Genomic DNA, 25,196 nt, shown 5'->3' with positions numbered 1-25,196 from the left:
CCGGGGCGGGGCTGCGCTAGCTGCGAGCGGCCACGGCCCGGAGACGCCCCATGGACTTTCCCTTTCCCGAGCCGCCCCCGCCGGGGCGCTGGACCGAGGTCGCGCCGGGCCTGCTCTGGGCGCGGCTGGCGCTGCCCTTTCGCCTCGATCACGTCAACGTCTATGCGCTCGAGGATTCGAGCGGCTGGGTGATCCTCGATACCGGGATCGCCGACGAGGCCAGCCGCGCGGCCTGGGACGCGCTGCTGCCCGCGCTGGGGCCCGTGGGGGCGGTGCTGGTCACGCATCACCACCCGGACCATATCGGTCTGGCGGGCTGGCTCTGCGAGAGGCTGAGCGTGCCGCTCTGGACCAGCCGGACGGCGTTCCTGAGCGCCACCGCGCTCGCGCATGCGCCGGGGCTGCTCGAGGCCGAGGAATACGGCCGCCTTTACGCCGCGCACGGGATGCCGCCCGCCCTGGCGGACCGGGTGCGCACGCTGGGGCACGCCTATCTGCGGCGCCTGACCCTGCCGCCCCGGACCTACCGGCGGCTCTCGGCCGGGATGCGGCTGCGGCTGGGCGGGCGGGACTGGTCGGTGCTGAGCGCGGACGGCCACGCGCCCGAGCAGATCCTGCTGCACGCGCCCGCCGACGGGCTGCTGATCGCGGCCGACCAGGTGATCGAGCGGATCAGCCCCAACGTCTCGGCCTCGGCCTTCGAGCCCGAGGGGGACCCGGTGGGCGAGTTCCGCGCGGGCCTGGCCATGCTGGGCCGCGAGGTGGGAGAGGGGGCGCTGGTCCTGCCGGGGCACCGGCGGCCCTTTCGCGGCCTGCACGAGCGGATCGCGGAGCTGGACCGCCACCACGAGGCGCGCTGCGACCTGATCCGCGCCGCCTGCGCCGAGCGCCCGCGGACGGCGGCCGAGCTTCTGCCGGTGGTGTTCCCGCGCCCGCTCGACCCGCACAAGACGGGATTCGCCGTGGGCGAGGTGATCGCCCATGCCAACCATCTGGTGGCGCGCGGCCTGCTGCGCTGGGAGGAGTCGGGGGGGCTGCGGCGCCTTGCGGCCTAGATCTCGAGCGGGATCGTCACAGGGCCGTCGTTGACCAGCGACACCTGCATGTCCGCGCCGAACCGCCCCCGCTCGACCGGCACGCCCAGGGCGGCGAGCGCGTCGGCGAAGGACTCGTAGAGCGCCTCGCCCCGATCGGGCGGCGCGGCGGCGGAAAAGCCGGGGCGGTTGCCGCGCGACGTGTCGGCGGCGAGCGTGAACTGGGAGACGACCAGCGCCGCGCCGCCGGTGTCGAGGAGCGAGCGGTTCATCTTGCCGGCCGCGTCGCGGAAGATGCGCAGTCGCGCCACCTTGGCGGCGAGCAGGGCGGGCCGGTCGTCGTCGTCGCCCGCCATGGCGCAGACCAGCACCAGAAGGCCCGGTCCGATCGCGCCCACCGTCTGGCCGTCCACGCGCACGGCGGCCTCGGAGACGCGCTGGACCAGCGCCCTCACAGCTCGCGCGCCCAGGGGGGGTTCGCGCCGGGGCGCGAGACGGTGACGGCGGCCGCGCGCACGCCGAGCGTCAGCGCCTCGCGCAGCGCCTCCTCGTCGAGATGCGCGAGCCCCGCGCGCGACAGCCGGCCCGCGCGCCAGAGCGCGGCCAGCACGCCCGCGTTGAACGTGTCGCCCGCGCCCACCGTGTCGGCCACGGCGACTTGGGGCGCCTCGACCTCCACATGCCCCTCGGGCAGGTGGCCCGAGGCGCCGGCCGCGCCGCGCGTGACCAGCACGAGGCGCGGCCCGCGGGCGAGCAGCGCGCGCGCCTGGTCGGTCGGATCGCCCGGCCCCGCGAGCCAGCGCAGGTCCTCGTCCGAGACCTTGAGGATGTCGGCGCGCGCGATCATGCGGTCGATCCGCGCGCGATAAGCGCCCTCGTCCGCGACAAAGGAGGGGCGCACGTTGGGGTCGAGCATGGTCACGCGCGACCCCGCCTCGCGCGCCTGGAGCGCCTCGAAGGCCGATCCGCAGGGCTCGCCCACGAGCGAGATGCCGCCCAGGAATAGCGCCTCGACCCGAGGGGGCAGGGCGGGCAGGTCCGCGGGCGAAAGCATCCGCAGCGCGGTCCCCTCGTCGTAGAAGGTGTAGCTGGCATGCCCGTCCCTGAGCCGCACGAAGGCGAGCGTGGTCGGCCGGCCCGAGACGGGCGAGAGCGAGCTGTCCACTCCGGCGGCGGCCAGCGTCTCGCGCAGAAGATCGCCGAAGAGGTCGGAGGAGAGCCCGCACAGGAACCCCGCCGGCGCCCCCAGCCGACCGAGCGCCACGGCCGTGTTGAACACCGCGCCCCCGGCATGGGGCGCAAAGGCCGCCTCGCCGTCCGGCAGGGTGCGCGGCAGCATGTCGATCAGCGCCTCGCCGCAGCACAGGATCATGGCTCTCGTGCCTCCGTCATGCCCTCAGAACCCGCCTCCCTCGGCCATCGCATAGAGGTAGGCCAGCACGGCCGCGGCGATCAGCCCGAGGATCACCGCAAAGGCGATCTTCCACGGCGAGTACGGCCGCTCGCCCTGGACCTTGCCGGTCTGGCCGTTGACCACGAAGCGGAACGACCGGCCGCGGAACCGGTAGGCCGCGACCCAGACGGGCAGAAGGACGTGCTTGAAGGTCACGTCGCCGAACTGGGTCACGGCTTGGGTGATGCGCTGGTGGTCGCCGCCGATGTCGCGGCGGATGTCGGCCTGGATCACGCGGTCCATGATCGCGCGGGCCTCCGCGAATCCCTCCTCGAGGCCGACGGAATAGCCTTCGGCCATGAAGCCCGACAGGTAGTCGGGGCGGTAGGGTTCGAGCGCGCGGAGGTCCCACGGCTCGAGCGCGTCCGTGTGCGCCTTGGGCAGCGAATGGGAGGCGAGCACGAGCACGTCGTCGAAGAAGCGGGCGACGCGGCCGCGGACCGATCGCCAGCGGGTGCGCCGCTCCCTGACCTGGACGGGCTTGCCGTCGCGCATGACGGTGCGCGTCACCCAGTAATCGTCGCCGCGCTGGCCGCGATACTCGGTCCGGGTGTCGGCGTCGAAGGTCCAGTAGGGCACATAGACCCCGTCCATCCGGCGCCCCTTGCGCGCGTAGTCCTGCAGCCCGTTGGGGGCGAACCACAGGCTGCCCAGCCAGCGCGTCATGGCCGCGCGCGCCTCCTCCTCCGACAGGGCGAAGGGGATGAGAGCCGAGGGCCTGACATGCCGGTGCGTGCCCGTCTGAGCCGTCACCAGCGGCGTGGCGCAGAAGGGGCAGGTGGTGGCCTTGACACCCTCGGGAAACTCGGTCTGCGCGCCGCAGGTCGGGCAGGCGATGACGCGCGTCTCCTCGAAGGCGGCGCCGCGCTCCATGCGGCGCACCGTCTCGCGGTAGTCGATCTCGCGCAGCGCCTCGGAGCGGTCCTCCTCGGGGGCCTCGGGGATCTCCTGGACATGGCCGCAGAAGGGGCAGGTGAGCGAGGTTTGGCCGGGCGCGAAGACGAGTTGGCCGCCGCAGTTCTCGCAGGGGAAGCGGTAATCTGCCATCGCCGCGCACGCCCCTCCTGCCGCCGTCCCGCGCCGTTATGGGGGGCGCGCGGACAGGCTGCAAGCGGGCTGCTGCCCCTGGGCGGTCCGCTCAGCCCGCCGGCGGGGGTGGCGGGGGCGGCACCTGGTCGAAGACGGAGCGGAGCGCCTCCACGTCGCCCGCGCGCGTCCAGCCGTCCTGCCCCGGCGTCCAGACATGGTGATCCCGGGTCAGGCTGCCCTCGCGCGCCATCCGCTCGAGTTCGCTGCGGCCGAAGGGGCCGCGCGTCTCGCCGTTCTCGGCCACGTGCCACTGGACCTCGGCCGGGGGCGGGGGGGGCGGCGCGGTGCCCTGGGCTGCGGGCGGCGCGGAAGGCGCGGCCTCGGCGGGGCGCTGGCCCCACGGGCCCGCGGCGGCGCCTGCGGCCATGCCGGCCATGGCCATCCCCACGCCGACACCCATGCCCGCCCCAGCGCCGCCGCCGGGGTTGCGCGCGGCCTCGCCCAGCGCCTGGGCGGCCGCGAACTGGGTGTATTTCGACAGGTCGCCCACCACGCCCATCGAGGTGCGCTGGTCGAGGACGCGCTCGACCTCCTCGGGCAGCGAGATGTTCTCGATGTAGAATTCGGGGATCGAGAGGCCGTATTCGGCGATGGTCGGCGCGATCGCCTCGGCCACGATGCGGCCCAGGTCGCGCGTGTTGGCCGCCATGTCGAGCACCGGGATGCCCGATCCGGCGAGCACGCGCGAGGCTTCCTGGACGACGATGTTGCGGATCTGGTTGGAGACGTCGGCGGTCGTGAACTCGCCCGAGGTGCCGACGATCTCCTTGATGAACCGACCCGGATCGGTGACGCGCATCGCATAGGTGCCGAAGGCGCGCAGGCGGACGGGGCCGAATTCGGGGTCGCGCGCCATGATCGGGTTGCGCGTGCCCCATTTCTGGTCGGTGAAGCGGGTCGTGTTGACGAAGTAGATCTCGCTCTTGAACGGCGACTGGAACCCGTGGTCCCAGTGCTGGAGCGTCGTCATGATGGGCATGTTGTTGGTCTCGAGCCGGTAGAGACCGGGGCCGAACACGTCGGCGAGCTGCCCCTCGTGGACGAACACGGCCGCCTGCCCCTCGCGGACGGTGAGCTTGGCGCCGTACTTGATCTCGTTGCCGTAACGCTCGAACCGCCAGACCATCGTGTCGCGCGTGTCGTCGGTCCAGGCGATGACGTCGATGAACTGACCCTTGATGAAGCCGAAGACCATGGCGCCGCTCCGCGTTGTCCGGGCCGGTCCTCCGGCCGTGCCTTCCGATATAGGCGGCCCCGCGGCTGCGCGCTAGCGCGAGGCGGCGGTGCGGGTGCGCTCCTCGGCCATCAGCTCGGCGGCGATCTGGCGGACGAGGGGGCGGGCCTCCTCCGCGCTCATGCCGGTGCGCAGCCGCCGGTCGTAGAGGATGCGCAGCAGCAGCTCGTCATGGCGGGTGAGCAGGCCGAACTCCTCGTCGTCGTTGAAGATCGAGGGCCGCGCGCGCGGGGAGTCGTTGGCCAGGCCCATGCCCTGCGCCAGCTCCTCGTGGATGCAGGCGGTGCGCAGGAGGTTCGGATGTTCGGCCCGGATCAGCGCCACGGCCCGGTCATAGGCGGGCTGCCCGTCGCGGCCGAACGCGATCACGAGGCACAGCGTCGAGCGGGGCAGGTTGACGAAGGTGCGCACGGAGGAAGCGGCGATGTCGGGCACGATCTCGCGCAGGCGCGGCTCCCAGGCGCGGCGCTCGTCCTCCGACAGGATTGCGACGTGGAAGTTGCCCCCTCCGTCCACCAGCGTGATCGGCACCCCCGTCAGGCGCGACAGGCGCGAGGCATAGGCCGCGATGGATGCGCGGTCGCGGCGGCGCTGGTCCTCGGGAACGGAAGCGCCGAACTCGATCTGCATGCGGATCGGCCCGTCCCAGCGGCGCAGGACGCTCTCGCGCCGCACCGGCACGAGCGAGCCGCCCTCGGTCTCGCTGAACTCGTCGAAGAAGGCGATCTCCATGAAGTTGCGCGCGAGCATCGTGTCGGTGAAGGGCGTGTCCGCGCCGCCTCCGTCGCCGCGCAGAAGCCCCTGCGCCAGCAGGTCCGATTGCAGCCGCCGGTAGTAGAGCTCGAGCGCGCGGCTCGCCGCGGAGGGCTCGGCCGCCGGAGGGGGCGGGGGCGGCGGCGCGGGCTGCGGCCGCGGGCGGGCCGGCGGGGGCGGCGGCGGAGGGGGCGCCTCGGCCTGGGGCGCAGGGTCCGGCTCGGGCGGCGGCAGATCGCATCCGGCCAGGCCCAGGATCGCCGCAGCCAGCACGGCGAGCGCGCGGGGTCCGCCCTCCACCGCCCTCCTCCTCAGCGCCGGGGCGACGCCTGGCCGACCGTCTCGCCCAGGCCGGTCGCGCGCGACCGGGCGGCCGCAAGGGTCGATTTCAGCTCCTGCTCCATCCGGCGCAGGTCGGCCTCGGCCGCGGCGCGGCGGGCCTTGCCCTCGTCGGCGATCTGGAGGCTTTCGTTGATGGTGGCGATGAGGTTCTCGTTGGCGGCCTTGATCGCCTCGATGTCGAACACGCCGCGCTCCATCTCCTGCCGGATGGTGCGGTTGGCGTCGCGCAGGTTCTCCGCGTTGCGCGTCAGAAGCTCGTTGGTGAGGTCGTTGGCCTCGCGCACCGCGCTGGCCGCCGCGCTCGACCGCTGGATCGTCACCGCCTGGGCGAGCTGCGTCTCCCACAGGGGCACGGTGTTGACCAGCGTCGAGTTGATCTTGGTCACGAGGCTCTTGTCGTTCTCCTGCACGAGGCGGATGGAGGGCAGCGACTGCATCGTGACCTGCCGCGTGAGCTTGAGGTCGTGCACCCGCCGCTCAAGGTCGTCGCGCGCGGCGCGCAGGTCGCGCAGTTCCTGGGCGCGCATGACGGCCTGATCCTCGGGGGCGGCCTGAACCTCGGCCTCCTTGGCGGGGATCGTGTCGCTGTCGAGTTCCTTGAGCTTGGCCTCGCCGGCGGCGATGTAGAGCGCGAGTTCGTCGTAGAAGGCCAGCGTCTTGTCGTAGAGCTGGTCGAGCGCCTCGATGTCCTTCAGCAGCGCATGTTCGTGCTTGAGCAGGTCGTCGGTGATGCGGTCGATCTGGGCCTGCACCTCGGTGAAGCGCTCTTGGAAGCGGGCGGCGGGGGCGAGGCGGCCCGTCAGCCGCTCCCAGAGCGAGCGGTCGCGCCGGCCGTCGAGCTCCTCGGGCGAGAAGCCGCGGATGGCCGCCACGATCGAGCGCAGCGATTCGCCCGCGGGGCCGACATCCTTGTTGCGCACCCCCTCGAGCATGGCCTGGCTGATCGCCTGCAGCTCGGTCTGCGCGCGCGAGCCGAAGCCCACGATGGAGGTGGTGTTGCCGAGGTCGATCTCGGCCATGCGGCGGCGGATCTCGGCCTCCTTGGCGGGGTCGGCCTGTTCGAGGGGCACCACCTCGGCCGCGGGCGCGGGTTCGGGCAGGACCACGGCCGTGACCTTCTCGGCCTGGGCGAGGGCGGCGCGGGCCGCGTCGCGGACGTTCTCCGTCATGGGGGTCTCTCCCTCCTCGTGGGGTCTCAGTCCGGCCTGACGCCTTCGCGCCCCAGCCGGTCGCGCAGGACCTTGATCTCGATGTCCATGGATTCGCGTCCGCCTTCCAGCATCTTCGTGGTGGCGGAGGCGAAGTGTGTCTCCAGATCCCCAAGCAGCGCCTCCCAGTCGCGCCGCGCCCCCTCGTCGCGGGTGCGCCGGTAGAGGTCGGCGAACTTGGTCGTCGCATCGCGCGCGCCCATCAGGTAGACGCCCAGATAACGCCGCGCGCCGGCGAGGTCGCGGGGGTCCTCCTCGACGGTGCGGATCATCCGCCGCGCCAGCGCCTCGAACCCGGCCACGCGCGTCTCGAGGGCGCGGTCGCCCAGGGTCGCCACGGCCTCGCGCATGGCGAGAAGATGCGCCTCGGCCTCTCCGGTGACGCGGGCGACGCGGTCGCGCTGGGCGCCGTCGAGCCCCTCGGCGCCCTTGTCGCGCAAGGGGTCGAGGCCGAAGGCCACGAGGTGCAGGCCCCCCGCCGCCACCGCATAGAGACCCGCCCCAAGCGCCTCCTGCCCGGCGGCGAGCGCGGCGAGCGCGGTGCCGCCGGCCGTGAGGATCGCCGCCATGATCTTGCGCGGCACGGCGGGGCGGCGTGCCGTCGGGCGGGCGTGAAAGGCGGCCTCGGCCCGCAGCCCCTCGCGCAGGAGCCAGGCCCCGAGGCCCAGCGCGGCGGCCGCGCCGAGCGACAGCACGAGGCCGACGGGCCCCGCGAACAGGCCGGTGAAGGCCGCGACCAGCGGGGGCAACATCATCAGGTTGGCGCGCGCGCCGGCGGCATCGACGCGCCGGGCCTCGGCCGCGGCCTCGCGCAGCGCCTCGTCCTGGGCCGAGCCGCCCTGCGCCCGCGCGCCGAAGGGACCGCCAGGACTGAACCGTCCGCCGAATCGCTGGGCCATCAGGGCACCGCCGGCCCGGCCAGAAGGCCGCTCGTCACCCCGAGCAGCAGAAGGATCAGCAGCGCATAGGCCACGTTGCGCGCGGTGCGGGGCATGGCGTCCTCCGTCTGGGGAGCAGGCAGGGGGGTGGCAAGGGGCAGCCGGAGCACCCGCAGCAGCAGCACCGCCGCCACCACCGCAAGGGCGAGCGCCGCAAACAGCATCAGCAGAAGGATCAGCCGGGCCATGACCCATTCTCCCTTACGCGGCCACCGGGCGGCAAGAGCATCCTCCGCCCGCCTGCGCGGCCCCTGCCTGTCCGGCGCCCGCCGCCTGTCCGGCCCGTCAACGCCGCGAAGACGGTCGCGTTCCGAACGCGCCTGCCGCAGATGGGAGCGGCCGCGCGCGCTGTGAAGGGGCGGGCGCCCGTCCTATCCCTTGCGCGGGCGGCGCGGGCCCGGCCGGTCGCCCCCCGGCGGCCGCTTGCGCCCCCCGCCTGCCGGCGGGCGCCCCGGAGGAGGCCGATCGGGACGGTCCGCCCGGGCCGGGCGCGGCGCATCGGCCTGCGCGCCGGTCCGGCTCCGCCGGGCCTGCGCGTCCCAGCGCGGCTTGGCGCCGGCCTTCGCGCCGCCGCTTCCAGCGCCACGGGGGCGCATTGTCCGCTCGTCTCCCGACCGGCGCTCCGGGGTCCGGGCACGGCCCGGCCGCTCCACCGCCCGGTCCGCCCCGCCCGGCCGTCCGCCGGCCGTCTCCGGCCGCGGACCGTGCCGCGCGCCGCCCGCGCGCGGCTTGCGGGCCGCGCGATCCCCTTCGGCCCGGATCCGCCGGGGGCGGGCCTCGGGCGTTCCGGGGTCGTCCGGCGGGGCGGAGCTGCGGCGGCCTGCGGCCTGACGCGGCCGCTCGCCGCTCGTCCCCGGCCCGTCGCGATGGCTGCGGTAGCCCGCGCTCCGCGGCTGGCGCGGCCGCTCCTCGCCTCCGGGCGCGCCGCGCCCCGCCCCGCTGGACCGCTGGCCCCGTCCCTCGCCGTCGCGCCGGGTCCTGCCGGGAGGCGAGGCCGCCTCGGGCGCCGCGTCGGGCCCGTCCTTGCGCATCCAGGTGCGCTGGCGCGGGAAGGGGTCCTCGCCGCTCCTCTCCGCCCCCCGGGACCCCGGCCGGCCGGGCCGGGGCGGGGCCCCCCTGGGCCGGATCGCGCGCGCCACGCGCGCCCCGGCCGTGCCGGCGGGCGCCAGGACGGGACGGGCCGGCCGCGGGCGGGGAGCGGCCGGCTGGGGCGCAGGCCCCTCGCCCTTGCGGCGGCGGCTCGGCTCGGCCTCCGGCGGCTTCAGGCCGAGCTGGTCGCGCACCACGCGCGGGCGGACCTCCTCCACCTCCCCCACCGGCAGGTCGCCCAGCTGGAAGGGGCCATAGCTGATGCGGATCAGGCGGCTCACCTGCGCGCCCAGATGCTCCATGGCGCGTCGGATCTCGCGGTTCTTGCCCTCGCGCAGGCCAATCGTGAACCAGGCATTCGCCCCCACCACGCGGTCGAGCGCGACCTCCATCGGCTGATACTCGATCCCGTCCACCGTCAGGCCCGCCCGCAGCGCCTCGATCTGCTCCTCGCTCAGCGTGCCGTGGACCCGCACCCGGTAGCGCCTGAGCCAGCCGGTCGAGGGCAGTTCGAGCCGCCGCTTGATCTCGCCGTCGTTGGTCAGCAGCAGAAGCCCTTCGGACGACAGGTCCAGCCGGCCGATGCTCATGACGCGCGGCAGGTCCTCCGGCAGGTTGTCGAAGACGGTCGGCCGCCCCTCCTCGTCCCGCTCGGTCGTCACCAGACCCGCGGGCTTGTGATAGAGCCACAGCCGCGTCGCCTCGGGCGGGGGGACGAGTTCCCCGTCCACCTCGATGCGGTCGCCGGGGCGCACATCGGTGGCGGGAGAGGCGACCACCGCCCCGTTCACCCGCACCCGTCCCGCCAGCACCATGCGCTCGGCATCGCGGCGGGACGCCACCCCGGCGCGCGAGAGCGCCTTGGCGATGCGCTCGCCGGCCTCCGGGCGCGGGGCCTCCTCGGCCGGCTCCCCCGCGGAGGGGGACGGGTCGGGTGCGGCGGAAGGCTCCTCGGGGTCAGGCCTGTCGGGATCGGTGCTCATGCGCGGCCCATACGCCCTTCGGAGACGGCCGACCAGAGGGCTTGGCAAGCGCGGCCCTGCCTGTCACGTGGTCCCATGACCTTCGCGAGCCAGATGGACGCCGCCCTCGAGGAGGCGCGCGCCGCCGCCTTGCGCGGCGAGGTGCCGGTGGGCGCCGTCATCACCGATCCGGCCGGGCGCATCGTGGCGCGCGCGGGCAACCGCACGCGGGAGCTTGCCGATCCCACCGCCCATGCCGAGATCCTGGCGCTCCGCGCCGCCTGTGCCGCCGCGGGCTCCGAACGGCTGCCGGGTCACGCGATCTGGGTGACGCTCGAGCCCTGCGCCATGTGTGCGGCGGCCATTGGGCTTGCGCGCCTCGCGCGGCTCCACTGGGGGGCGGACGATCCCAAGGGGGGCGGCGTGCGGCACGGGGCGCGCGTGTTCTCGCATGCGCAATGCCACCACCGCCCCGACCTCTATGGCGGGCACAGCGAGGCCGCCTGCGCCGCGCTGCTGCGCGACTTCTTTGCCGGCCTGCGTCAGAGTTGATCGCCCGGCGCTGGCAGAATCGCCGGGCGCCTTGCGATAATGCCGCCATGACCCTGCCGCCGGGCTTTCTCGACGAGTTGCGCGCGCGCGTGCCGCTGAGCCGCGTGGTCGGGCGCAAGGTGATCTGGGACCAGCGCCGGTCGAACCCGTCCAGGGGCGACTTCTGGGCGCCCTGCCCCTTCCACGAGGAGCGGACCGCCTCGTTCCACGTGGATGACCGCAAGGGCTTCTTCTACTGCTTCGGCTGCCATGCGAAGGGCGACGCGATCGGCTTCGTCAAGGACGCGGAGAACGTGTCCTTCATGGAGGCGGTGGAGATCCTCGCGCGGGAGGCGGGTCTTGCCCTGCCCGCGCGCGATCCCCGCGCCGCCGAGGCCGCCTCCCGTTCGGCCCGCCTCGTGGAGGTGATGGAGATGGCGGTGCGCCATTACCGCCTGCTGCTGTCGCGCCGCGAGGGAGAGCAGGCCCGGGCCTATCTCGCGCGCCGCGGCCTGTCGGACGAGGCCATCGCCCGCTGGGAGATCGGCTGGGCCGGCGAGGACCGCCAGGGCCTGTCGCGCGCGCTCCTCGAGAAGGGCGTCCCGGCCGATCTGCTGCTCGAGGCGGGCCTCGTGGGCGAGGGACAGGGGGGGCGCTACGACCGCTTCTGGGGGCGGGTGATCTTTCCCATCCGCGACGCGCGCGGGCGGACCGTGGCGCTCGGCGGCCGCTCGCTCGATCCGGGCGCGCGCGCCAAGTATCTCAACTCGCCCCAGACGCCGATCTTCGACAAGGGCCGCACGCTGTTCAACCTCGCCCGCGCGCGGGAAGCCGTGGGCCGCGGGGCGCCGCTCCTCGTCGCCGAGGGCTACATGGACGTGATCGCCCTGTCCGAGGCGGGGCTGGCCGGGGCCGTGGCACCGCTCGGCACGGCGGTGACGGCCGAGCAACTGACCCTGTTGTGGGGCCTCTCGCCCGAGCCGGTGATCGCGCTCGACGGAGACGCGGCGGGCCTGCGGGCGGGTCTGCGCCTGGTGGACCTGGCCCTGCCCCGCATGGAGGCGGGGCAGGGTCTGCGCTTTGCCCTCCTGCCGGAGGGGCTCGATCCCGACGACCTGATCCGTCAGGGCGGTCGCGCGGCCATGCAGGCGCTGGTGGACGCGGCCGAGCCCGCCGTGGCGCTGCTGTGGCGGCGCGAGACCGAGGGGCAGGTCTTCGACTCGCCCGAACGGCGCGCCGCCCTCGACCGTCGGCTGGCCGCCATCGCCAGGACCGTGCGCGACCCCGCCCTGCGCCGTCATTACGAGGACGAGTTCCGTCGCCTGACGCGCGCCCTCTGGGCGCCGTCCCGGCCAGCCGGAGCCCCGGCGCTCGCGCCGTCCGCCCGCGGCCGCGCCGGCGCCCCGCGACCCGCCGCGGCGCCGACCGCCGCCGCGCGCCGCAGCGCCCTGGCGCTCCCTCCGGCGACGCCGGTGCGCAACATCCTCTTCGACGTGCTGTGGGCCGAGCGGGCCGGTCCCGAGACGGGGCTGCGCCGGGCGGTGCTCGCCCTCTGCCTTGCCCATCCGCGCCTCGTCGCGTCCTTCGCCCCCGCCATCGAGGCGCTCGACTGCCCCGATCCGGCCGAGGCGGCGCTGCGCGACGCGCTGCTGCGCCATGCGGACGCACCCGATCCGGCGGCCGCCCTGTCTGCCGAGATCGGGGCCGAAGCCGTCGCGGCGCTGCTCGCGCGCGCGCCGCTTCTTCCGCTCCGCCCCGCGGGCGAGGCCGAGGAGGCCGCGCGGCTGGACCTGGCCGAGGCCCTCGCGCGGCTCGAGGGACGCCAGATCCACGCCGCCGCCCTGCGCGAGGGCGAGGAGGAGATCGCCGCCGCCGAGGGCGAATGGGTGACGCGCCATCTGGCCGAAGCCGCCGCCGCGCTCGATCCCACCCGCCGCCAGGAGGCGGAGGACACGCGCGACGTGATCCTCGCCCCCAACGGGGTGGCGCTCGACCGCGACGAGAAGGACAGGGCCGCGCTGGTCTTCGGCCGGATCGACTATGCCCGCAGGCCCCGTCGCCCTTGACCCCGCCTGCGGCGCACCCCAGATGGACCATCTTCGGGGAATCACCGTCCCCGTTGCGAATCACTTCCGGTCGCCGTTGATTCGCCTCCGACGGGCCGGCCGAATCACCGAATCAGGGACCCCGACCAGTCGCCTCGTTTTCCCCACGGAGCACCGCATGGCCGCCAAGGACACCGACGACCTCCACAAGGACGACGCCGAGGACGGCGACATCTCGCTCGACATGAGCCAGGCTGCCGTCAAGCGCATGATCGCGGAGGCGCGGGAGCGCGGCTACATCACCTACGACCAGCTCAACGCCGTCCTGCCGCCCGATCAGGTCTCCTCCGACCAGATCGAGGACGTGATGTCCATGCTGTCGGAAATGGGCATCCAGGTCACCGAGAGCGAGGAATCCGAGGAATCGGAGGAGGAATCCCAGGGCTCGCGCGAGGTGGCCGTGGTCGGCGGGGGCCGCGACCTTGCCCTGGCGGGCGGCGAGACCGAGAAGCTCGACCGCACGGACGATCCCGTGCGCATGTACCTGCGCGAGATGGGCTCGGTCGAGCTTCTGTCGCGCGAGGGCGAGATCGCCATCGCCAAGCGCATCGAGGCGGGGCGCAACACGATGATCGCCGGCCTGTGCGAGAGCCCGCTCACGTTCCAGGCCATCACCATCTGGCGCGACGAGCTTCTCTCCGAGGAGATCCTGCTGCGCGACGTGATCGACCTCGAGGCCACGTTCGGCAACCAGCTGGGCGGCGACGAGCCGATGGAACCGCTGGTGGAGGAGGGGGCGGCGCCGGCCGCCCGGCGCGAGGCCGGACCCGAACTCGATGCCGACGGCAATCCCCTGCTGCGCGACGAGGACGAGGACGACGACGACGGCTCCAACATGTCGCTGGCGGCGATGGAAAGCACGCTCAAGCCCCGCGTCCTCGAGACGCTGGAGGCGATCGCGCGCGACTTCGCCACCCTGTCGGACATGCAGGACGCGCGCATGTCCGCCACCCTGAACGAGGACGGCTCGTTCGGGGCCGAGCGCGAGGAGCGCTACCAGAAGCTGCGGGCCGAGATCGTGGCGCTGGTCAACTCGCTCCACCTGCACCCGAACCGCATCGACGCGCTGATCGACCAGCTCTACGGGATCAACAAGCGCATCATGACGATCGACTCGGCGATGGTGAAGCTCGCCGACCAGGCGCGCATCAACCGGCGCGAGTTCATCGACGAGTACCGCGGCAGCGAGCTCGATCCGACCTGGCTCGACCGGATGGCGCAGAAGCCGGGGCGCGGCTGGCAGATGCTCATGGAGCGCTCGCGCGACCGCATCGAGGAGCTGCGCGCCGAGATGGCCCAGGTCGGCCAGTATGTCGGCGTGGACATCTCCGAGTTCCGCCGCATCGTGGCCCAGGTCCAGAAGGGCGAGAAGGAGGCGCGCCAGGCCAAGAAGGAGATGGTCGAGGCCAACCTCCGGCTCGTCATCTCGATCGCCAAGAAGTACACGAACCGCGGCCTGCAGTTCCTGGACCTGATCCAGGAGGGCAACATCGGCCTGATGAAGGCGGTGGACAAGTTCGAGTACCGCCGCGGCTACAAGTTCTCGACCTATGCCACCTGGTGGATCCGGCAGGCGATCACGCGCTCGATCGCCGACCAGGCGCGCACGATCCGCATCCCGGTGCACATGATCGAGACGATCAACAAGCTCGTCCGCACTTCGCGCCAGATGCTGCACGAGATCGGCCGCGAGCCCACGCCCGAGGAACTGGCCGAGAAGCTGCAGATGCCGCTCGAGAAGGTCCGCAAGGTGATGAAGATCGCCAAGGAGCCGATCAGCCTCGAGACCCCCATCGGCGACGAGGAGGATTCGCAGCTCGGGGACTTCATCGAGGACAAGAACGCGATCCTGCCGCTCGATTCGGCCATCCAGGAGAACCTCAAGGAGACGACGACGCGGGTTCTGGCCTCCCTCACCCCGCGCGAGGAGCGGGTGCTGCGCATGCGCTTCGGCATCGGCATGAACACCGATCACACGCTCGAGGAGGTGGGCCAGCAGTTCAGCGTCACGCGCGAGCGCATCCGCCAGATCGAGGCCAAGGCTCTGCGCAAGCTCAAGCATCCGAGCCGGTCGCGCAAGCTGCGCTCCTTCCTCGATTCCTGATCGGGACCGGGCGGCGGGCGGCGGCGGTTGCCCTGCGGCACCGGGAGAGGATAGAAGGGCGGACCCGCTCCGTTCCGCAGGGAGGTGTCCCATGCCCTTCTGGTCGCGCCTCTTCGGCGGCAAGCCCGCCGGGGAAACCCTGCCCGCCGAGGAGCACAGGGGCTTTCGCATCACCCCGAAGCCCATCCCGGAAGGAAGCCGCTTCCGCGTCGCCGCGCGCATCGAGAAGGAGGTGGACGGCGCGCCCCGCGTGCACGACCTGATCCGCGCCGACACCACCGCCACGCTCGAGGAGGCGCGCAGCCTGTCGTTGCTCAAGGCCCGGCAGATGATCGACGAACAGGGCGAGCGCCTGTTCGGCTGAGCGCGCCTTGACCGCCGGCGCTCGCGCGTGAACACTTTCTTAACCTTTTCGGGGTAGTGTGAGCGCATGGTGACCGACGGGCCGATTCTGCTTCTCGCGCTCTGTGCGCTCGGACTCCTCTTGGCGGGCGGGGGGCTGGCCGCGGCTCGCTCCGCGCGGTCGGAGGCCGCCCGGTTGCGGGCGGAGGCCGACGAGGCCCGGCGGGAGGCGGAGGCGGCGCGGATGGAGGCCGCGGCTGCCCGCGAACGGGCCGAGGGACAGGCCCGCAGCGCGGCCGAACGCGAGGCCTTGGCCGCCACCCTGCGGGCGGAGGTGGAAACGCTCCGCATCGCCCACCGCGAGGCCGAGGGACGATGCGCCGAGGCCGAGGCGCGCTGCGCGCAGGCCACCGAGGGGGTGAGACGGCTCGAGGCCGCGGCCGAGCGGATGCGTGCCGACCATACCGAGGCGGTCCGCCTGCTGCGCGAGGAGGGGGCGGCCGCCCTGGCCGCCCTGCGCGCCGAAGCCGACCGGACGGCCGGGCGGCTCCGCTCCGTCGAGGAGGAGTTCCATCGCCTCTCGGCCGCCCATGCCGCCCTGGGGACGGAGCGGGACGAGCGTCTCGCCGCCGCCGAGCGCGAGGTGGCGCGCCTGCGCGAGATCCGCGAGGAGATGACGCGAGAGTTCCAGGCGCTGGCCGCGCGCACCCTGCGCGACACCGGCAGCCAGTTCACCGAGGCCCAGACCCAGAAGCTCCAGGAACTCCTCGCCCCCTTCCGCGAGCAGGTTGGCCGCTTCGAACTGGAGCTGCGCGCCGTCCATCAGGAGGCCGACAAGGACCGTGCCCTTCTGGCCCAGCAGATCCGGGAATTGTCCCAGCAGGCCCATTCGGTCAGCCAGGATGCGGCCAACCTCGCGCGGGCGCTGCGCGGCGACAAGCAGCGCCAGGGTGCCTGGGGCGAGGCGCAGCTCGAGCGCTATCTGGAACTGATGGGCTACGAGAAGGGCACCCACTACGTCACGCAGGAGACGCTGGATGCCGAGGAGGGGGACCGCCGCCGCCCCGACGTGATCCTCTACATGCCGGGCGGCAAGGCGCTGGTCATCGACAGCAAGGTGAGCCTTGCCGCCTATGCCGACGCGGTCGCCGCCGAAACCGAGGAGGAGCGCGACGCCCATCTGCGCCGCCACGCCGCCCATGTACGCGCCCGCGTGGACGAACTCGCCCAGCGCGACTATCACCACCTGGTCAAGGGCTCGGTGGACTGGGTGCTGCTCTTCATGCCCGTCGAGGGGGCCGTCTCCGCCGCCTGGGCCTACGATTCCGAACTCACGACCTATGCGATGCAGCGCGGCATCGGCATCGCCTATCCGACCACCCTCCAGATGGCCCTGCGCACGGTGCGCCACCTGTGGGACATCGAGCGGCGCAACGAGAATGCCGAGCGGATCGCCGACCGCGCGGGCCGGCTCTACGACAAGCTTGCGGGCTTCATCGACAGCTTCGAGGCGGTGGGCCGCGCGCTCGAGACCGCCCGCAGCGCGCACGAGAAGGCGCATCGCCAGCTCGTCCAGGGGCGCGGGAACCTGGTCAAGCAGGTCAGCGACCTCAAGGCAATGGGAGCGCGGACCAGCAAGACCATCGCGCTCGACCACGACGACGAGGGGGATGCGGACTCGCCCGGGGCCGACGGGACGTCCCGCATCCTCGGCCTGGCCGACCCTGACGGGCCGCAACCCGATCCGGCCCTCCGTCCGGCCGAGTGAGGCGCTACCCTTCGGCGGGCCAGGCGCCTATGCTCGCCCCCGGCGCCCAGCAGCGAGAGGAGAGGGGATGCGCTGCCCGTTCTGCGGCCATGTCGATACGCAGGTCAAGGATTCCCGGCCCGCCGAGGACCATGCCGCCATCCGCCGCCGCCGCCTCTGTCCCGCTTGCGGTGCGCGCTTCACCACCTTCGAGCGGGTCCAGCTGCGCGACCTCGTGGTGCTCAAGTCGAACGGCCGGCGGGAGGATTTCGACCGCGAGAAGCTCGAACGCTCGGTCCGGATCGCCCTGCGCAAGCGCCCCATCGAACCCGACCGGATCGACCAGATGGTCTCGGGCATCGTCCGCCGGCTGGAATCCCTCGGCGACACCGAGATCTCCTCGCGCCAGATCGGCGAGATCGTCATGGAATCGCTCGCCCGCATCGACACGGTCGCCTATGTGCGCTTTGCCAGCGTCTACATGAACTTCCAGGCCGTGGACGATTTCGACCGCTTCATGGCCGAGCTGCGCCCTGCCGACCAGGCCGAGACCTGATGCCCGACCGGGAGGAGGACCGCCGCTGGATGGCGGTGGCGCTGGCCCTGGGGCGCCGCGCGGCAGGGCGGGCCTGGCCCAATCCGGCGGTGGGTTGCGTGCTGGTCCGGCACGGGCGCGTGGTCGGACGGGGCTGGACGGCGGATGGAGGCCGGCCGCATGCCGAGGCAGTCGCGCTGGCCCGGGCCGGCGAAGGGGCGCGCGGTGCCACCGCCTATGTCACGCTCGAACCCTGCGCCCATCGGGGCCGCGCCGGCCCCTGTGCCGATGCCCTGATCGCGGCCGGTGTCTCGCGCGTGGTGGCGGCCCTGCGCGACCCCGACCCCCGCACCGCCGGGGAGGGCTTTCGCCGGCTGCGCCAGGCCGGTCTGTCCGTGACCGTCGGGCCGCACGAGGACGAAGCCCGCGCCGACCTGGGCGGCTTCCTCTTGCGGCACGCCGAAGGACGGCCGTGGGTGACCCTCAAGCTCGCCGCCTCGCTCGACGGACGGATCGCCACCGCCTCGGGCGAGAGCCGGTGGATCACCGGCGAGGCGGCCCGCCGTGCGGTTCAGGCGCTGCGGGCCAGCCACGATGCCGTCCTGGTGGGCGGCGGCACCGCTCGGGCCGACGACCCGCTGTTGACGCTGCGAGGGATGGGCGCGCGTCCCGGACCGGTGCGCGTCGTCGCCTCGCGCGGGCTGTCGCTTCACCCCGAGAGCCGTCTGGCCCGCGGCGAGGGGGGCACGCCCCTGTGGCTTCTCCATGCCGAGGGGGCCGAGCGCCCCGCCTGGTCGGAGCGGCCGCACATCCGCTGCCTGCCGGTCCCGTCCGACCCGTCCGGTCTCGATCCGGCCGGGGCGATGGCCCGGCTCGCGGCCGAGGGCATCATGCGGGTGCTCTGCGAAGGGGGAGGGGCCTGGGCGGCCGCGCTGCTGCGGGCGGGCCTCGTGGACGAGCTGGTGCAGTTCCATGCAGGGCTGACCCTGGGGGCAGACGGTCTTGCGGCCGTGGGGCCGCTGGCGCTCGGCCGCCTTGCCGACGCCCCGCGTTTCGTCCTTCGTGCCCTGCGACCGGTGGGAGGGGACATCCTCAGCCTCTGGCGGCCGGAGGGGGCCGCGGCTGGACCGCCGGTGTGACCTCCGCCGCGCCGCGGAGCGGGCCATCCGCCCGACCGAGGGCGACGCCGACCGGTTCCCTCGCATCAGCCGGGTTCACCGGAGGGTATCCCCCCGTAACGAAACCCGGCCAGCCAGTTCCTTCGCCGCGCCGGGGCGGGAGGTCCGGGCGCGCCAGCTGTCGGCGCACCCGCCCGGTCGCGGAGCAGATGCGCCGGGGCCGCCGCTATTCGGCCGTGAGCAGCGGGGGCCTGGAGCCGGTCAGCCGCGGGGTGGCGGGCGGTTCGAAGCGCAGGTCGAGCTTGTCGTCCCGCACCCCGACATGCACCACGCCGCCCTTGGTGAGTCGGCCGAACAGCAGCTCCTCGGCCAGGGGCTTCTTGAGGTTCTCCTGGATGACGCGGGCGAGCGGGCGGGCGCCCATCCGGTCGTCGTAGCCCTTCTCGCCCAGCCAGGCGGCCGCCTCGGGCGACAGCTCGATCTGCACCCCGCGATCCATGAGCTGCGCCTCGAGCTGGAGGACGAACTTGTCCACCACCTGCATGATCGTCTCGCGCGAGAGCGGCGCGAAGGAGATCACGGCATCGAGGCGGTTGCGGAACTCGGGCGTGAAGGTGCGCTCGATGGCGGCGGTGTCCTCGCCCTCGCGCCGGTCGCGGCCGAACCCGATCGCGGCCTTGGCCTGCTCGGCCGCCCCCGCATTGGACGTCATGATCAGGATGACGTTCCGGAAGTCCACCTGCCGGCCGTTGTGGTCGGTCAGCTTGCCGTGGTCCATCACCTGCAGCAGGATGTTGTAGACGTCCGGGTGCGCCTTCTCGATCTCGTCGAGCAGGAGCACGCAATGGGGGTGCTGGTCCACCCCGTCGGTGAGCAGGCCTCCCTGGTCGAAGCCGACATAGCCCGGCGGCGCGCCGATCAGGCGGCTGACCGCATGCTTCTCCATGTATTCGGACATGTCGAAGCGCAGCATCTCCACGCCCAGCGTGGCTGCGAGCTGCTTGGCCACCTCGGTCTTGCCCACGCCGGTCGGGCCGGCGAACAGGTAGTTGCCGATGGGCTTCTCGGGCTCGCGCAGGCCGGCGCGGGCCAGCTTGATGGCCGAGGCGAGCGCCTCGATGGCGGCGTCCTGACCGAACACGACGCGCTTGAGGTTCGCCTCCAGGTCCCGGAGCACCTCGGCATCGTCCTTGGAGACATTCTTGGGCGGGATGCGCGCGATCTTGGCGACCACGGCCTCGATCTCCTTGATCCCAATCGTCTTCTTGCGGCGCGAGTCGGGCACCAGATGCTGCGCCGCGCCGGCCTCGTCGATCACGTCGATCGCCTTGTCGGGCAGCTTGCGGTCGTTGATGTAGCGCGCGGACAGCTCCACCGCGGCCCGGATCGCCTCGGCCGTGTACTTGATGCCGTGGTGGTCCTCGAAATAGGGCTTGAGCCCCTTGAGGATCTTCACGCTGTCCTCGACCGACGGCTCGTTGACGTCGATCTTCTGGAAGCGGCGCGAGAGCGCCCGGTCCTTCTCGAAGTGCTGGCGGAACTCCTTGTAGGTGGTCGAGCCCATGCAGCGCAGCTTGCCGCCCTGCAGCGCCGGCTTGAGCAGGTTGGAGGCGTCCATGGCGCCGCCCGAAGTAGCCCCGGCGCCGATCACGGTATGGATCTCGTCGATGAACAGGACCGCGTCGGGATGGCCCTCGAGTTCGGACACCACGGCCTTGAGCCGCTCCTCGAAGTCGCCGCGGTAGCGGGTGCCCGCCAGGAGCGCGCCCATGTCCAGGCTGAAGATCGTGGCGCCCGAGAGCACCTCGGGAACCTCGCCATGGACGATCTTCCAGGCCAGACCCTCGGCGATGGCGGTCTTGCCCACGCCGGGATCGCCCACCAGCAGGGGGTTGTTCTTGCGCCGCCGGCACAGGACCTGGATGCAGCGCTCCACCTCGTGCTCGCGGCCGATCAGCGGGTCCACGTCGCCCTTGCGCGACTTCTGATTGAGGTCCACGCAGTACTTGGCCAGCGCGGAATCCTTGTCCTCGCCCGCCTCGGCCTTCTCCTCCTCGGCCTTCTTGGCCGAGCCGGTTCCGGTGACGGGACGGCTCTCGCCATAGGCGGGGTCCTTGGCCACGCCGTGGGCGATGAAGTTGACCGCGTCGTAGCGGGTCATGTCCTGCTCCTGCAGGAAGTAGGCCGCGTTCGATTCGCGCTCGGCGAAGATGGCGACGAGCACGTTGGCACCCGTGACCTCCGACCGGCCGGAGGACTGGACATGGATCGCCGCGCGCTGGATCACCCGCTGGAAGGCGGCGGTCGGCACCGCCTCGGAGCCTTCCACATCGGTGACGAGGGTGCTGAGATCGTCGTTGATGAAGTCCTCGAGGTTCTTGCGCAATTCCGCAAGGTCCACCGAGCAGGCGCGCATCACGCGCGCCGCGTCGGGCTCGTCCGTGAGGGCGAGGAGCAGATGCTCGAGGGTGGCAAGCTCGTGGCGCTTGGCATTGGCCAGCGCCAGAGCGGCGTGGATCGACTGCTCGAGGGTCGGCGAGAAAGACGGCACTTGGCGTGCTCCTCTGGTCTTGGGCCGGGATGGTGGCCCGGCCCGAACATCGGCCTTCGGTGTTAAAGATCGGTGTTTGCGGCCGCGCTTCAAGCGGAAACTTGGACAGGTCCGATCACATGGCTGGGTGCGGCGGGCGGGGCTGGCGGCCCTGCCTCAGAAGCGGTCCTTGGCGGCGCGCAGGGCGGCAAACACCTCCTCGGCCGGCGCCCCGGCCAGCCCGAGAGCGGAGCGGATCGCGGGGTCGTCCGCCCGCAGGAAGGGATTCGTCGCCAGCTCGTCGGCCAGGCGCGAGGGGACGGTCGGCTCGCCCCTGGCCCGAGCCTCGGCCACGGCCCGCGCGCGGGCCTGCAGGGCCGGGTTGTCCCCGTCCACCGACAGGGCAAAGCGGGCATTGCCTTCGGTATATTCGTGGCCGGAGCACAGGATCGTGTCCGGGGGCAGGGCGGCCAGCCGCCGGAGCGAAGCCCACATCTGCGCGGCCGTCCCCTCGAACAGCCGTCCGCAGCCCAGCGCCATCAGCGTGTCGGCGGTGAAGGCCACGCCCGAGCGCGGAAAGTGGTAGCACAGGTGGCCGATCGTGTGGCCGGGCGTGTCGATCACCTCCACGGCCTCGCCGCAGACGGTGAGCGCCTCGCCGGGCGAGACCGCCAGATCGAGGGGAGGCAGGCGGTGCCTGTCGGCCCTGTGGCCGATCACGCGCGCCCCCGGCCGCAGGACGTCCACCGCCTGCACATGGTCGTCATGGTGATGGGTGATGAGGATGTCGCTCAGCTGCCAGCCGCGCCGCTCGAGTTCGGCACGGATCGGTTCCGCCTCGGGCGCGTCCACGAGCGCCGTCCGCCCCGTGGCGTCGTCATGGAGCAGGAAGGCATAGTTGTCCCTGAGGCACGGCACCGTCACGAGGCGCAGCCGGGCGGTCTCGGTAGGCATGGCGGAACGGGCTCCCTTGCGCTTAGAGTTGGGTCCGATCCTGCCGCCCCCGGGGCGCGCCCGCAACGCAGACGGCCCATGCATCTCGACGTCCAGGAGTTGCGCGACTTCTATTACCGCTCTCCGCTCGGCCGGGCCGCCCAGCGGATCCTGCGGGCCGAGGCCCAGGCGCTCTGGCCCGAGGCCCGCGGCCAGACCGTGGCCGGCTACGGCTTCGCCCTTCCCCTCCTGCGGCCCTACCTCTCCGAGGCACGCCGGGTCCTGGCGCTGATGCCGGGGCCGCAGGGGGTGACGCCATGGCCCCCCGGTGCGGGCAATGTCGCCCTGCTCTGCGAGGAGACGCTGTGGCCCCTGGCGACGGGGTTCGTCGATCGCCTGGTGGTGATGCACGGCCTCGAAGGCAGCGAGAACCCGGATGCGCTGCTCGAGGAGTGCTGGCGCGTGCTCGGACCCGGGGGGCGTGCCCTGTTCGTGGTGCCCAACCGTGCCGGCCTGTGGTCGCGCGCGGAGGCGACACCCTTCGGGCACGGTCGCCCCTACACGATCGGCCAGCTCGAGGTGGTGCTGCGGCGGCATCGCTTCGCGGTCGAGAGGTCGCTTTCCACGCTCTACCAGCCGCCTTCGGCGCACCGGTTCTGGCGGCGCGTCGGCGGCATGATGGAAAAGGCCGGCCGACACCTTCCGCTCTTTGCCGCAGGCGGCGTCCTCATGGTGGAGGCCGCCAAACAGGTCGCTGCCCCGACCCGCGGCTTGGCCGTGGCCGAGCGGCGGCGTCCGCAGCCCTCCGGCCTGCCGGTTCCGGCGACCCGGGTGCGCCCGTCCGCGTCCCGGCGGGACAGACGCCACACCGGGATGCGAAGCTGCAGCCGCGGGCGGTCCGACGCGGTTGCGGGGGTCGGAACCCTCTGCTAGAGGGGCCGCGAAACGGACGCCTCCGCCGGGGCTCGCCCTGCGGCGGACGCTTTGCCATAAGGTGCGACCGGGTGGCGCGGCGGCGGCGAGCCAAGGCAGCAAAGGGGTGGACGTGTCCGAAGCAGCTTCGATTTCAGCCGGGATCGCGGGACGCTACGCCCAAGCCGTGTTCGACATCGCTACCGAGGAGGGGACGCTGCCTGCGGTCGAGGCGGATCTCGAGGCGCTGGAGGCAGCCCTGGCGGAGAGCAGCGACTTCCGCGACTTCATCGCCTCTCCCCTGATCGGGCGCGAGGAGATGGGCGCGGCCATGGCGGCCATCGCCGAGCGGATGGGCCTGTCGCGCGTCATGCGCAACACGCTGGGCCTGATGGCGCAGAAGCGGCGCCTGTTCGTCCTGCCCCAGTTCGTCGCGGCCCTGCGCGCCCTGATCGCCCGGTCCCGCGGCGAGATCACGGCCGAGGTCGTGTCCGCCCAGCCCCTCTCGCCCGAGCAGGAGCGCCGGCTCGCGGCCACGCTCTCGGAGGCCGAGGGCCGCACCGTGCGGCTGCGCACGCGCACGGACCCCTCGCTGATCGGCGGGCTCGTGGTCAGGCTGGGCTCGCGCATGATCGACACCTCGGTCCGCACCAAGCTGGGCCGGATCGGGAACATGATGAAAGAGGTCGGATAAGATGGCGATCCAGGCGGCCGAGATCTCGGCGATCCTCCGCGACCAGATCAGGAATTTCGGCCAGGAGGCCGAGGTGGCCGAGGTGGGGCGCGTCCTCTCGGTCGGCGACGGGATCGCCCGCGTCTATGGCCTCGACAACGTCCAGGCCGGCGAGATGGTCGAGTTTCCGGGCGGCATCCGCGGGATGGCGCTGAACCTCGAGACCGACAACGTGGGCTGCGTGATCTTCGGCTCGGACCGCGACATCAAGGAAGGCGACACGGTCAAGCGCACCCAGTCCATCGTGTCCGTGCCCGCGGGCGACGCGCTGCTGGGCCGGGTGGTGGACGCGCTGGGCCAGCCGCTGGACGGCAAGGGCCCGATCGAGGCCGCCGAGATGCGCGTGGCCGACGTCAAGGCGCCGGGCATCATCCCCCGTCGGTCGGTCCACGAGCCGATGGCGACCGGCCTCAAGGCCGTGGACGCCATGATCCCCATCGGGCGCGGCCAGCGCGAACTCATCATCGGCGACCGCCAGACCGGCAAGACCGCCATCGCGCTCGACACGATCCTCAACCAGAAGAGTTACAACGACGCCGCCGGCGACGACGAGAGCAAGAAGCTCTACTGCGTCTATTGCGCCGTCGGCCAGAAGCGCTCGACCGTGGCGCAGTTCGTCAAGCGGCTCGAGGAATCGGGCGCCTTCGCCTACACGATCGTGGTCGCCGCGACCGCCTCGGACCCCGCGCCGATGCAGTTCCTTGCGCCCTATGCCGCCACCGCGATGGCGGAATACTTCCGCGACAACGGCCGGCACGCGGTCATCATCTACGACGACCTGTCCAAGCAGGCGGTCGCCTATCGCCAGATGTCGCTGCTGCTGCGCCGCCCGCCGGGGCGCGAGGCCTATCCGGGCGACGTGTTCTATCTCCACTCGCGGCTGCTCGAGCGGTCGGCCAAGCTCAACGCCGATCACGGCTCGGGCTCGCTCACCGCGCTCCCCATCGTCGAGACGCAGGCGGGCGACATCTCGGCCTACATCCCGACCAACGTGATCTCGATCACCGACGGGCAGATCTTCCTCGAGTCGGAACTCTTCTACCAGGGCATCCGCCCGGCGGTGAACACGGGCCTGTCGGTGAGCCGCGTGGGCTCCTCGGCGCAGACCAAGGCGATGAAGTCGGTCGCTGGCCCGGTGAAGCTCGAGCTCGCGCAGTACCGCGAGATGGCGGCCTTCGCGCAGTTCGGCTCGGATCTCGACGCCGCGACGCAGGCGCTCTTGAACCGCGGCGCCCGCCTGACCGAGCTGATGAAGCAGCCCCAGTACTCGCCGCTCACCAATGCCGAGATCGTGGTGGTGATCTATGCGGGCACCAAGGGCTATCTCGACAAGCTGCCCGTGCGCGACGTGAGCCGCTTCGAGGCGGGGCTTCTGCACCACATGCGCACCAAGGCGCCCGACGTGCTCGACATGATCACGCGCGAGGACCCCAAGATCGCCGGCGAGGCCGAGGCGCGCATCCGCGCCGCCATCGACGCCTTCGCCCGCGACTTCGCCTGAGCG

General features: G+C 72.7%; 22 protein-coding genes. 11 read left to right on the top strand and 11 right to left on the bottom strand.

Annotated features, from left to right (window positions below; all coding sequences use genetic code 11):
• Positions 1-50: 50 nt before the first annotated feature.
• Positions 51-1,055 (top strand): MBL fold metallo-hydrolase, encoded by a 1,005-nt coding sequence (locus GT358_RS06835; protein WP_166581847.1) that lies wholly within the window; start codon positions 51-53, stop codon positions 1,053-1,055.
• On the opposite strand, the gene dtd is transcribed toward GT358_RS06835, so the two are convergent.
• The 9 genes from dtd to GT358_RS06790 form a co-directional block, all read right to left on the bottom strand.
• Entirely contained in the window at positions 1,052-1,489 is a 438-nt protein-coding gene (gene dtd / locus GT358_RS06830) for a D-aminoacyl-tRNA deacylase (protein WP_166581846.1), read from the bottom strand. The two genes, GT358_RS06835 and dtd, sit on opposite strands and share 4 nt — an antisense overlap.
• Positions 1,486-2,406, bottom strand: a complete 921-nt coding sequence (locus GT358_RS06825; protein ID WP_166581845.1) for a carbohydrate kinase — start codon at positions 2,404-2,406, stop codon at positions 1,486-1,488. Before GT358_RS06825 ends, dtd begins: the two co-directional genes overlap by 4 nt.
• Before the next feature lie 24 nt (positions 2,407-2,430).
• Entirely contained in the window at positions 2,431-3,534 is a 1,104-nt protein-coding gene (locus GT358_RS06820; protein WP_166581844.1) for a primosomal protein N' (replication factor Y) - superfamily II helicase, read from the bottom strand.
• 91 nt (positions 3,535-3,625) lie between these two features.
• Positions 3,626-4,771 carry an SPFH domain-containing protein gene (locus GT358_RS06815; protein WP_166581843.1) on the bottom strand — a complete coding sequence of 382 codons (1,146 nt, stop codon included), beginning with the start codon at positions 4,769-4,771 and terminating at the stop codon, positions 3,626-3,628.
• 72 nt (positions 4,772-4,843) lie between these two features.
• Positions 4,844-5,863 (bottom strand): DUF2927 domain-containing protein, encoded by a 1,020-nt coding sequence (locus tag GT358_RS06810; protein ID WP_166581842.1) that lies wholly within the window; start codon positions 5,861-5,863, stop codon positions 4,844-4,846.
• Between the two features lie 11 nt (positions 5,864-5,874).
• Positions 5,875-7,074 (bottom strand): toxic anion resistance protein, encoded by a 1,200-nt coding sequence (locus GT358_RS06805; RefSeq protein WP_166581841.1) that lies wholly within the window; start codon positions 7,072-7,074, stop codon positions 5,875-5,877.
• 26 nt (positions 7,075-7,100) lie between these two features.
• Positions 7,101-8,012 carry a 5-bromo-4-chloroindolyl phosphate hydrolysis family protein gene (locus GT358_RS06800; RefSeq protein WP_166581840.1) on the bottom strand — a complete coding sequence of 304 codons (912 nt, stop codon included), beginning with the start codon at positions 8,010-8,012 and terminating at the stop codon, positions 7,101-7,103.
• Complete coding sequence (locus tag GT358_RS06795) at positions 8,012-8,239, bottom strand: hypothetical protein (RefSeq protein WP_166581839.1); 228 nt, start codon at positions 8,237-8,239, stop codon at positions 8,012-8,014. Before GT358_RS06795 ends, GT358_RS06800 begins: the two co-directional genes overlap by 1 nt.
• Before the next feature lie 183 nt (positions 8,240-8,422).
• The gene (locus tag GT358_RS06790; protein ID WP_166581838.1) at positions 8,423-10,123 is read right to left on the bottom strand and encodes a pseudouridine synthase; all 1,701 of its coding nucleotides are present in this window, start codon (positions 10,121-10,123) and stop codon (positions 8,423-8,425) included.
• A 75-nt stretch (positions 10,124-10,198) separates the two neighbouring features.
• Here GT358_RS06790 and GT358_RS06785 point away from each other — a divergent pair, with 75 nt between their 5' ends.
• The 7 genes from GT358_RS06785 to ribD all read left to right on the top strand — a co-directional run bounded on the left by GT358_RS06785 (position 10,199) and on the right by ribD (position 18,605).
• A complete protein-coding gene (locus GT358_RS06785) occupies positions 10,199-10,654 on the top strand; it encodes a nucleoside deaminase (protein WP_166581837.1) in 456 nt (151 codons plus the stop codon).
• Between the two features lie 47 nt (positions 10,655-10,701).
• Positions 10,702-12,699, top strand: a complete 1,998-nt coding sequence (gene dnaG, locus GT358_RS06780) for a DNA primase (RefSeq protein WP_166581836.1) — start codon at positions 10,702-10,704, stop codon at positions 12,697-12,699.
• 157 nt (positions 12,700-12,856) lie between these two features.
• The gene (rpoD, locus tag GT358_RS06775) at positions 12,857-14,842 is read left to right on the top strand and encodes an RNA polymerase sigma factor RpoD (RefSeq protein WP_166581835.1); all 1,986 of its coding nucleotides are present in this window, start codon (positions 12,857-12,859) and stop codon (positions 14,840-14,842) included.
• 91 nt (positions 14,843-14,933) lie between these two features.
• Positions 14,934-15,206: an HlyU family transcriptional regulator gene (locus GT358_RS06770; protein ID WP_166581834.1), complete on the top strand. Its 273-nt coding sequence runs from the start codon at positions 14,934-14,936 to the stop codon at positions 15,204-15,206.
• Between the two features lie 66 nt (positions 15,207-15,272).
• Complete coding sequence (gene rmuC, locus GT358_RS06765) at positions 15,273-16,952, top strand: DNA recombination protein RmuC (RefSeq protein WP_166581833.1); 1,680 nt, start codon at positions 15,273-15,275, stop codon at positions 16,950-16,952.
• A gap of 67 nt (positions 16,953-17,019) precedes the next feature.
• A complete protein-coding gene (gene nrdR, locus GT358_RS06760; RefSeq protein WP_166581832.1) occupies positions 17,020-17,487 on the top strand; it encodes a transcriptional regulator NrdR in 468 nt (155 codons plus the stop codon).
• Positions 17,487-18,605: a bifunctional diaminohydroxyphosphoribosylaminopyrimidine deaminase/5-amino-6-(5-phosphoribosylamino)uracil reductase RibD gene (gene ribD, locus GT358_RS06755; protein ID WP_166581831.1), complete on the top strand. Its 1,119-nt coding sequence runs from the start codon at positions 17,487-17,489 to the stop codon at positions 18,603-18,605. Before nrdR ends, ribD begins: the two co-directional genes overlap by 1 nt.
• Before the next feature lie 205 nt (positions 18,606-18,810).
• On the opposite strand, the gene clpA is transcribed toward ribD, so the two are convergent.
• Positions 18,811-21,135: an ATP-dependent Clp protease ATP-binding subunit ClpA gene (clpA, locus tag GT358_RS06750; protein ID WP_166581830.1), complete on the bottom strand. Its 2,325-nt coding sequence runs from the start codon at positions 21,133-21,135 to the stop codon at positions 18,811-18,813.
• 156 nt (positions 21,136-21,291) lie between these two features.
• Positions 21,292-22,068, bottom strand: a complete 777-nt coding sequence (gloB, locus tag GT358_RS06745) for a hydroxyacylglutathione hydrolase (protein ID WP_166581829.1) — start codon at positions 22,066-22,068, stop codon at positions 21,292-21,294.
• Between the two features lie 78 nt (positions 22,069-22,146).
• Here gloB and GT358_RS06740 point away from each other — a divergent pair, with 78 nt between their 5' ends.
• The 3 genes from GT358_RS06740 to atpA all read left to right on the top strand — a co-directional run bounded on the left by GT358_RS06740 (position 22,147) and on the right by atpA (position 25,193).
• Positions 22,147-22,980 carry a class I SAM-dependent methyltransferase gene (locus GT358_RS06740; protein ID WP_243730742.1) on the top strand — a complete coding sequence of 278 codons (834 nt, stop codon included), beginning with the start codon at positions 22,147-22,149 and terminating at the stop codon, positions 22,978-22,980.
• Between the two features lie 112 nt (positions 22,981-23,092).
• Positions 23,093-23,653, top strand: a complete 561-nt coding sequence (locus tag GT358_RS06735) for a F0F1 ATP synthase subunit delta (RefSeq protein WP_166581828.1) — start codon at positions 23,093-23,095, stop codon at positions 23,651-23,653.
• A 1-nt stretch (position 23,654) separates the two neighbouring features.
• The gene (gene atpA / locus GT358_RS06730; protein WP_166581827.1) at positions 23,655-25,193 is read left to right on the top strand and encodes a F0F1 ATP synthase subunit alpha; all 1,539 of its coding nucleotides are present in this window, start codon (positions 23,655-23,657) and stop codon (positions 25,191-25,193) included.
• Positions 25,194-25,196: the final 3 nt, after the last annotated feature.

The sequence above is a fragment of the Rubellimicrobium sp. CFH 75288 genome (genome assembly GCF_009904055.1).
Lineage (GTDB): Bacteria > Pseudomonadota > Alphaproteobacteria > Rhodobacterales > Rhodobacteraceae > Rubellimicrobium.
This window is presented reverse-complemented; position numbering and strand designations above follow the sequence as displayed.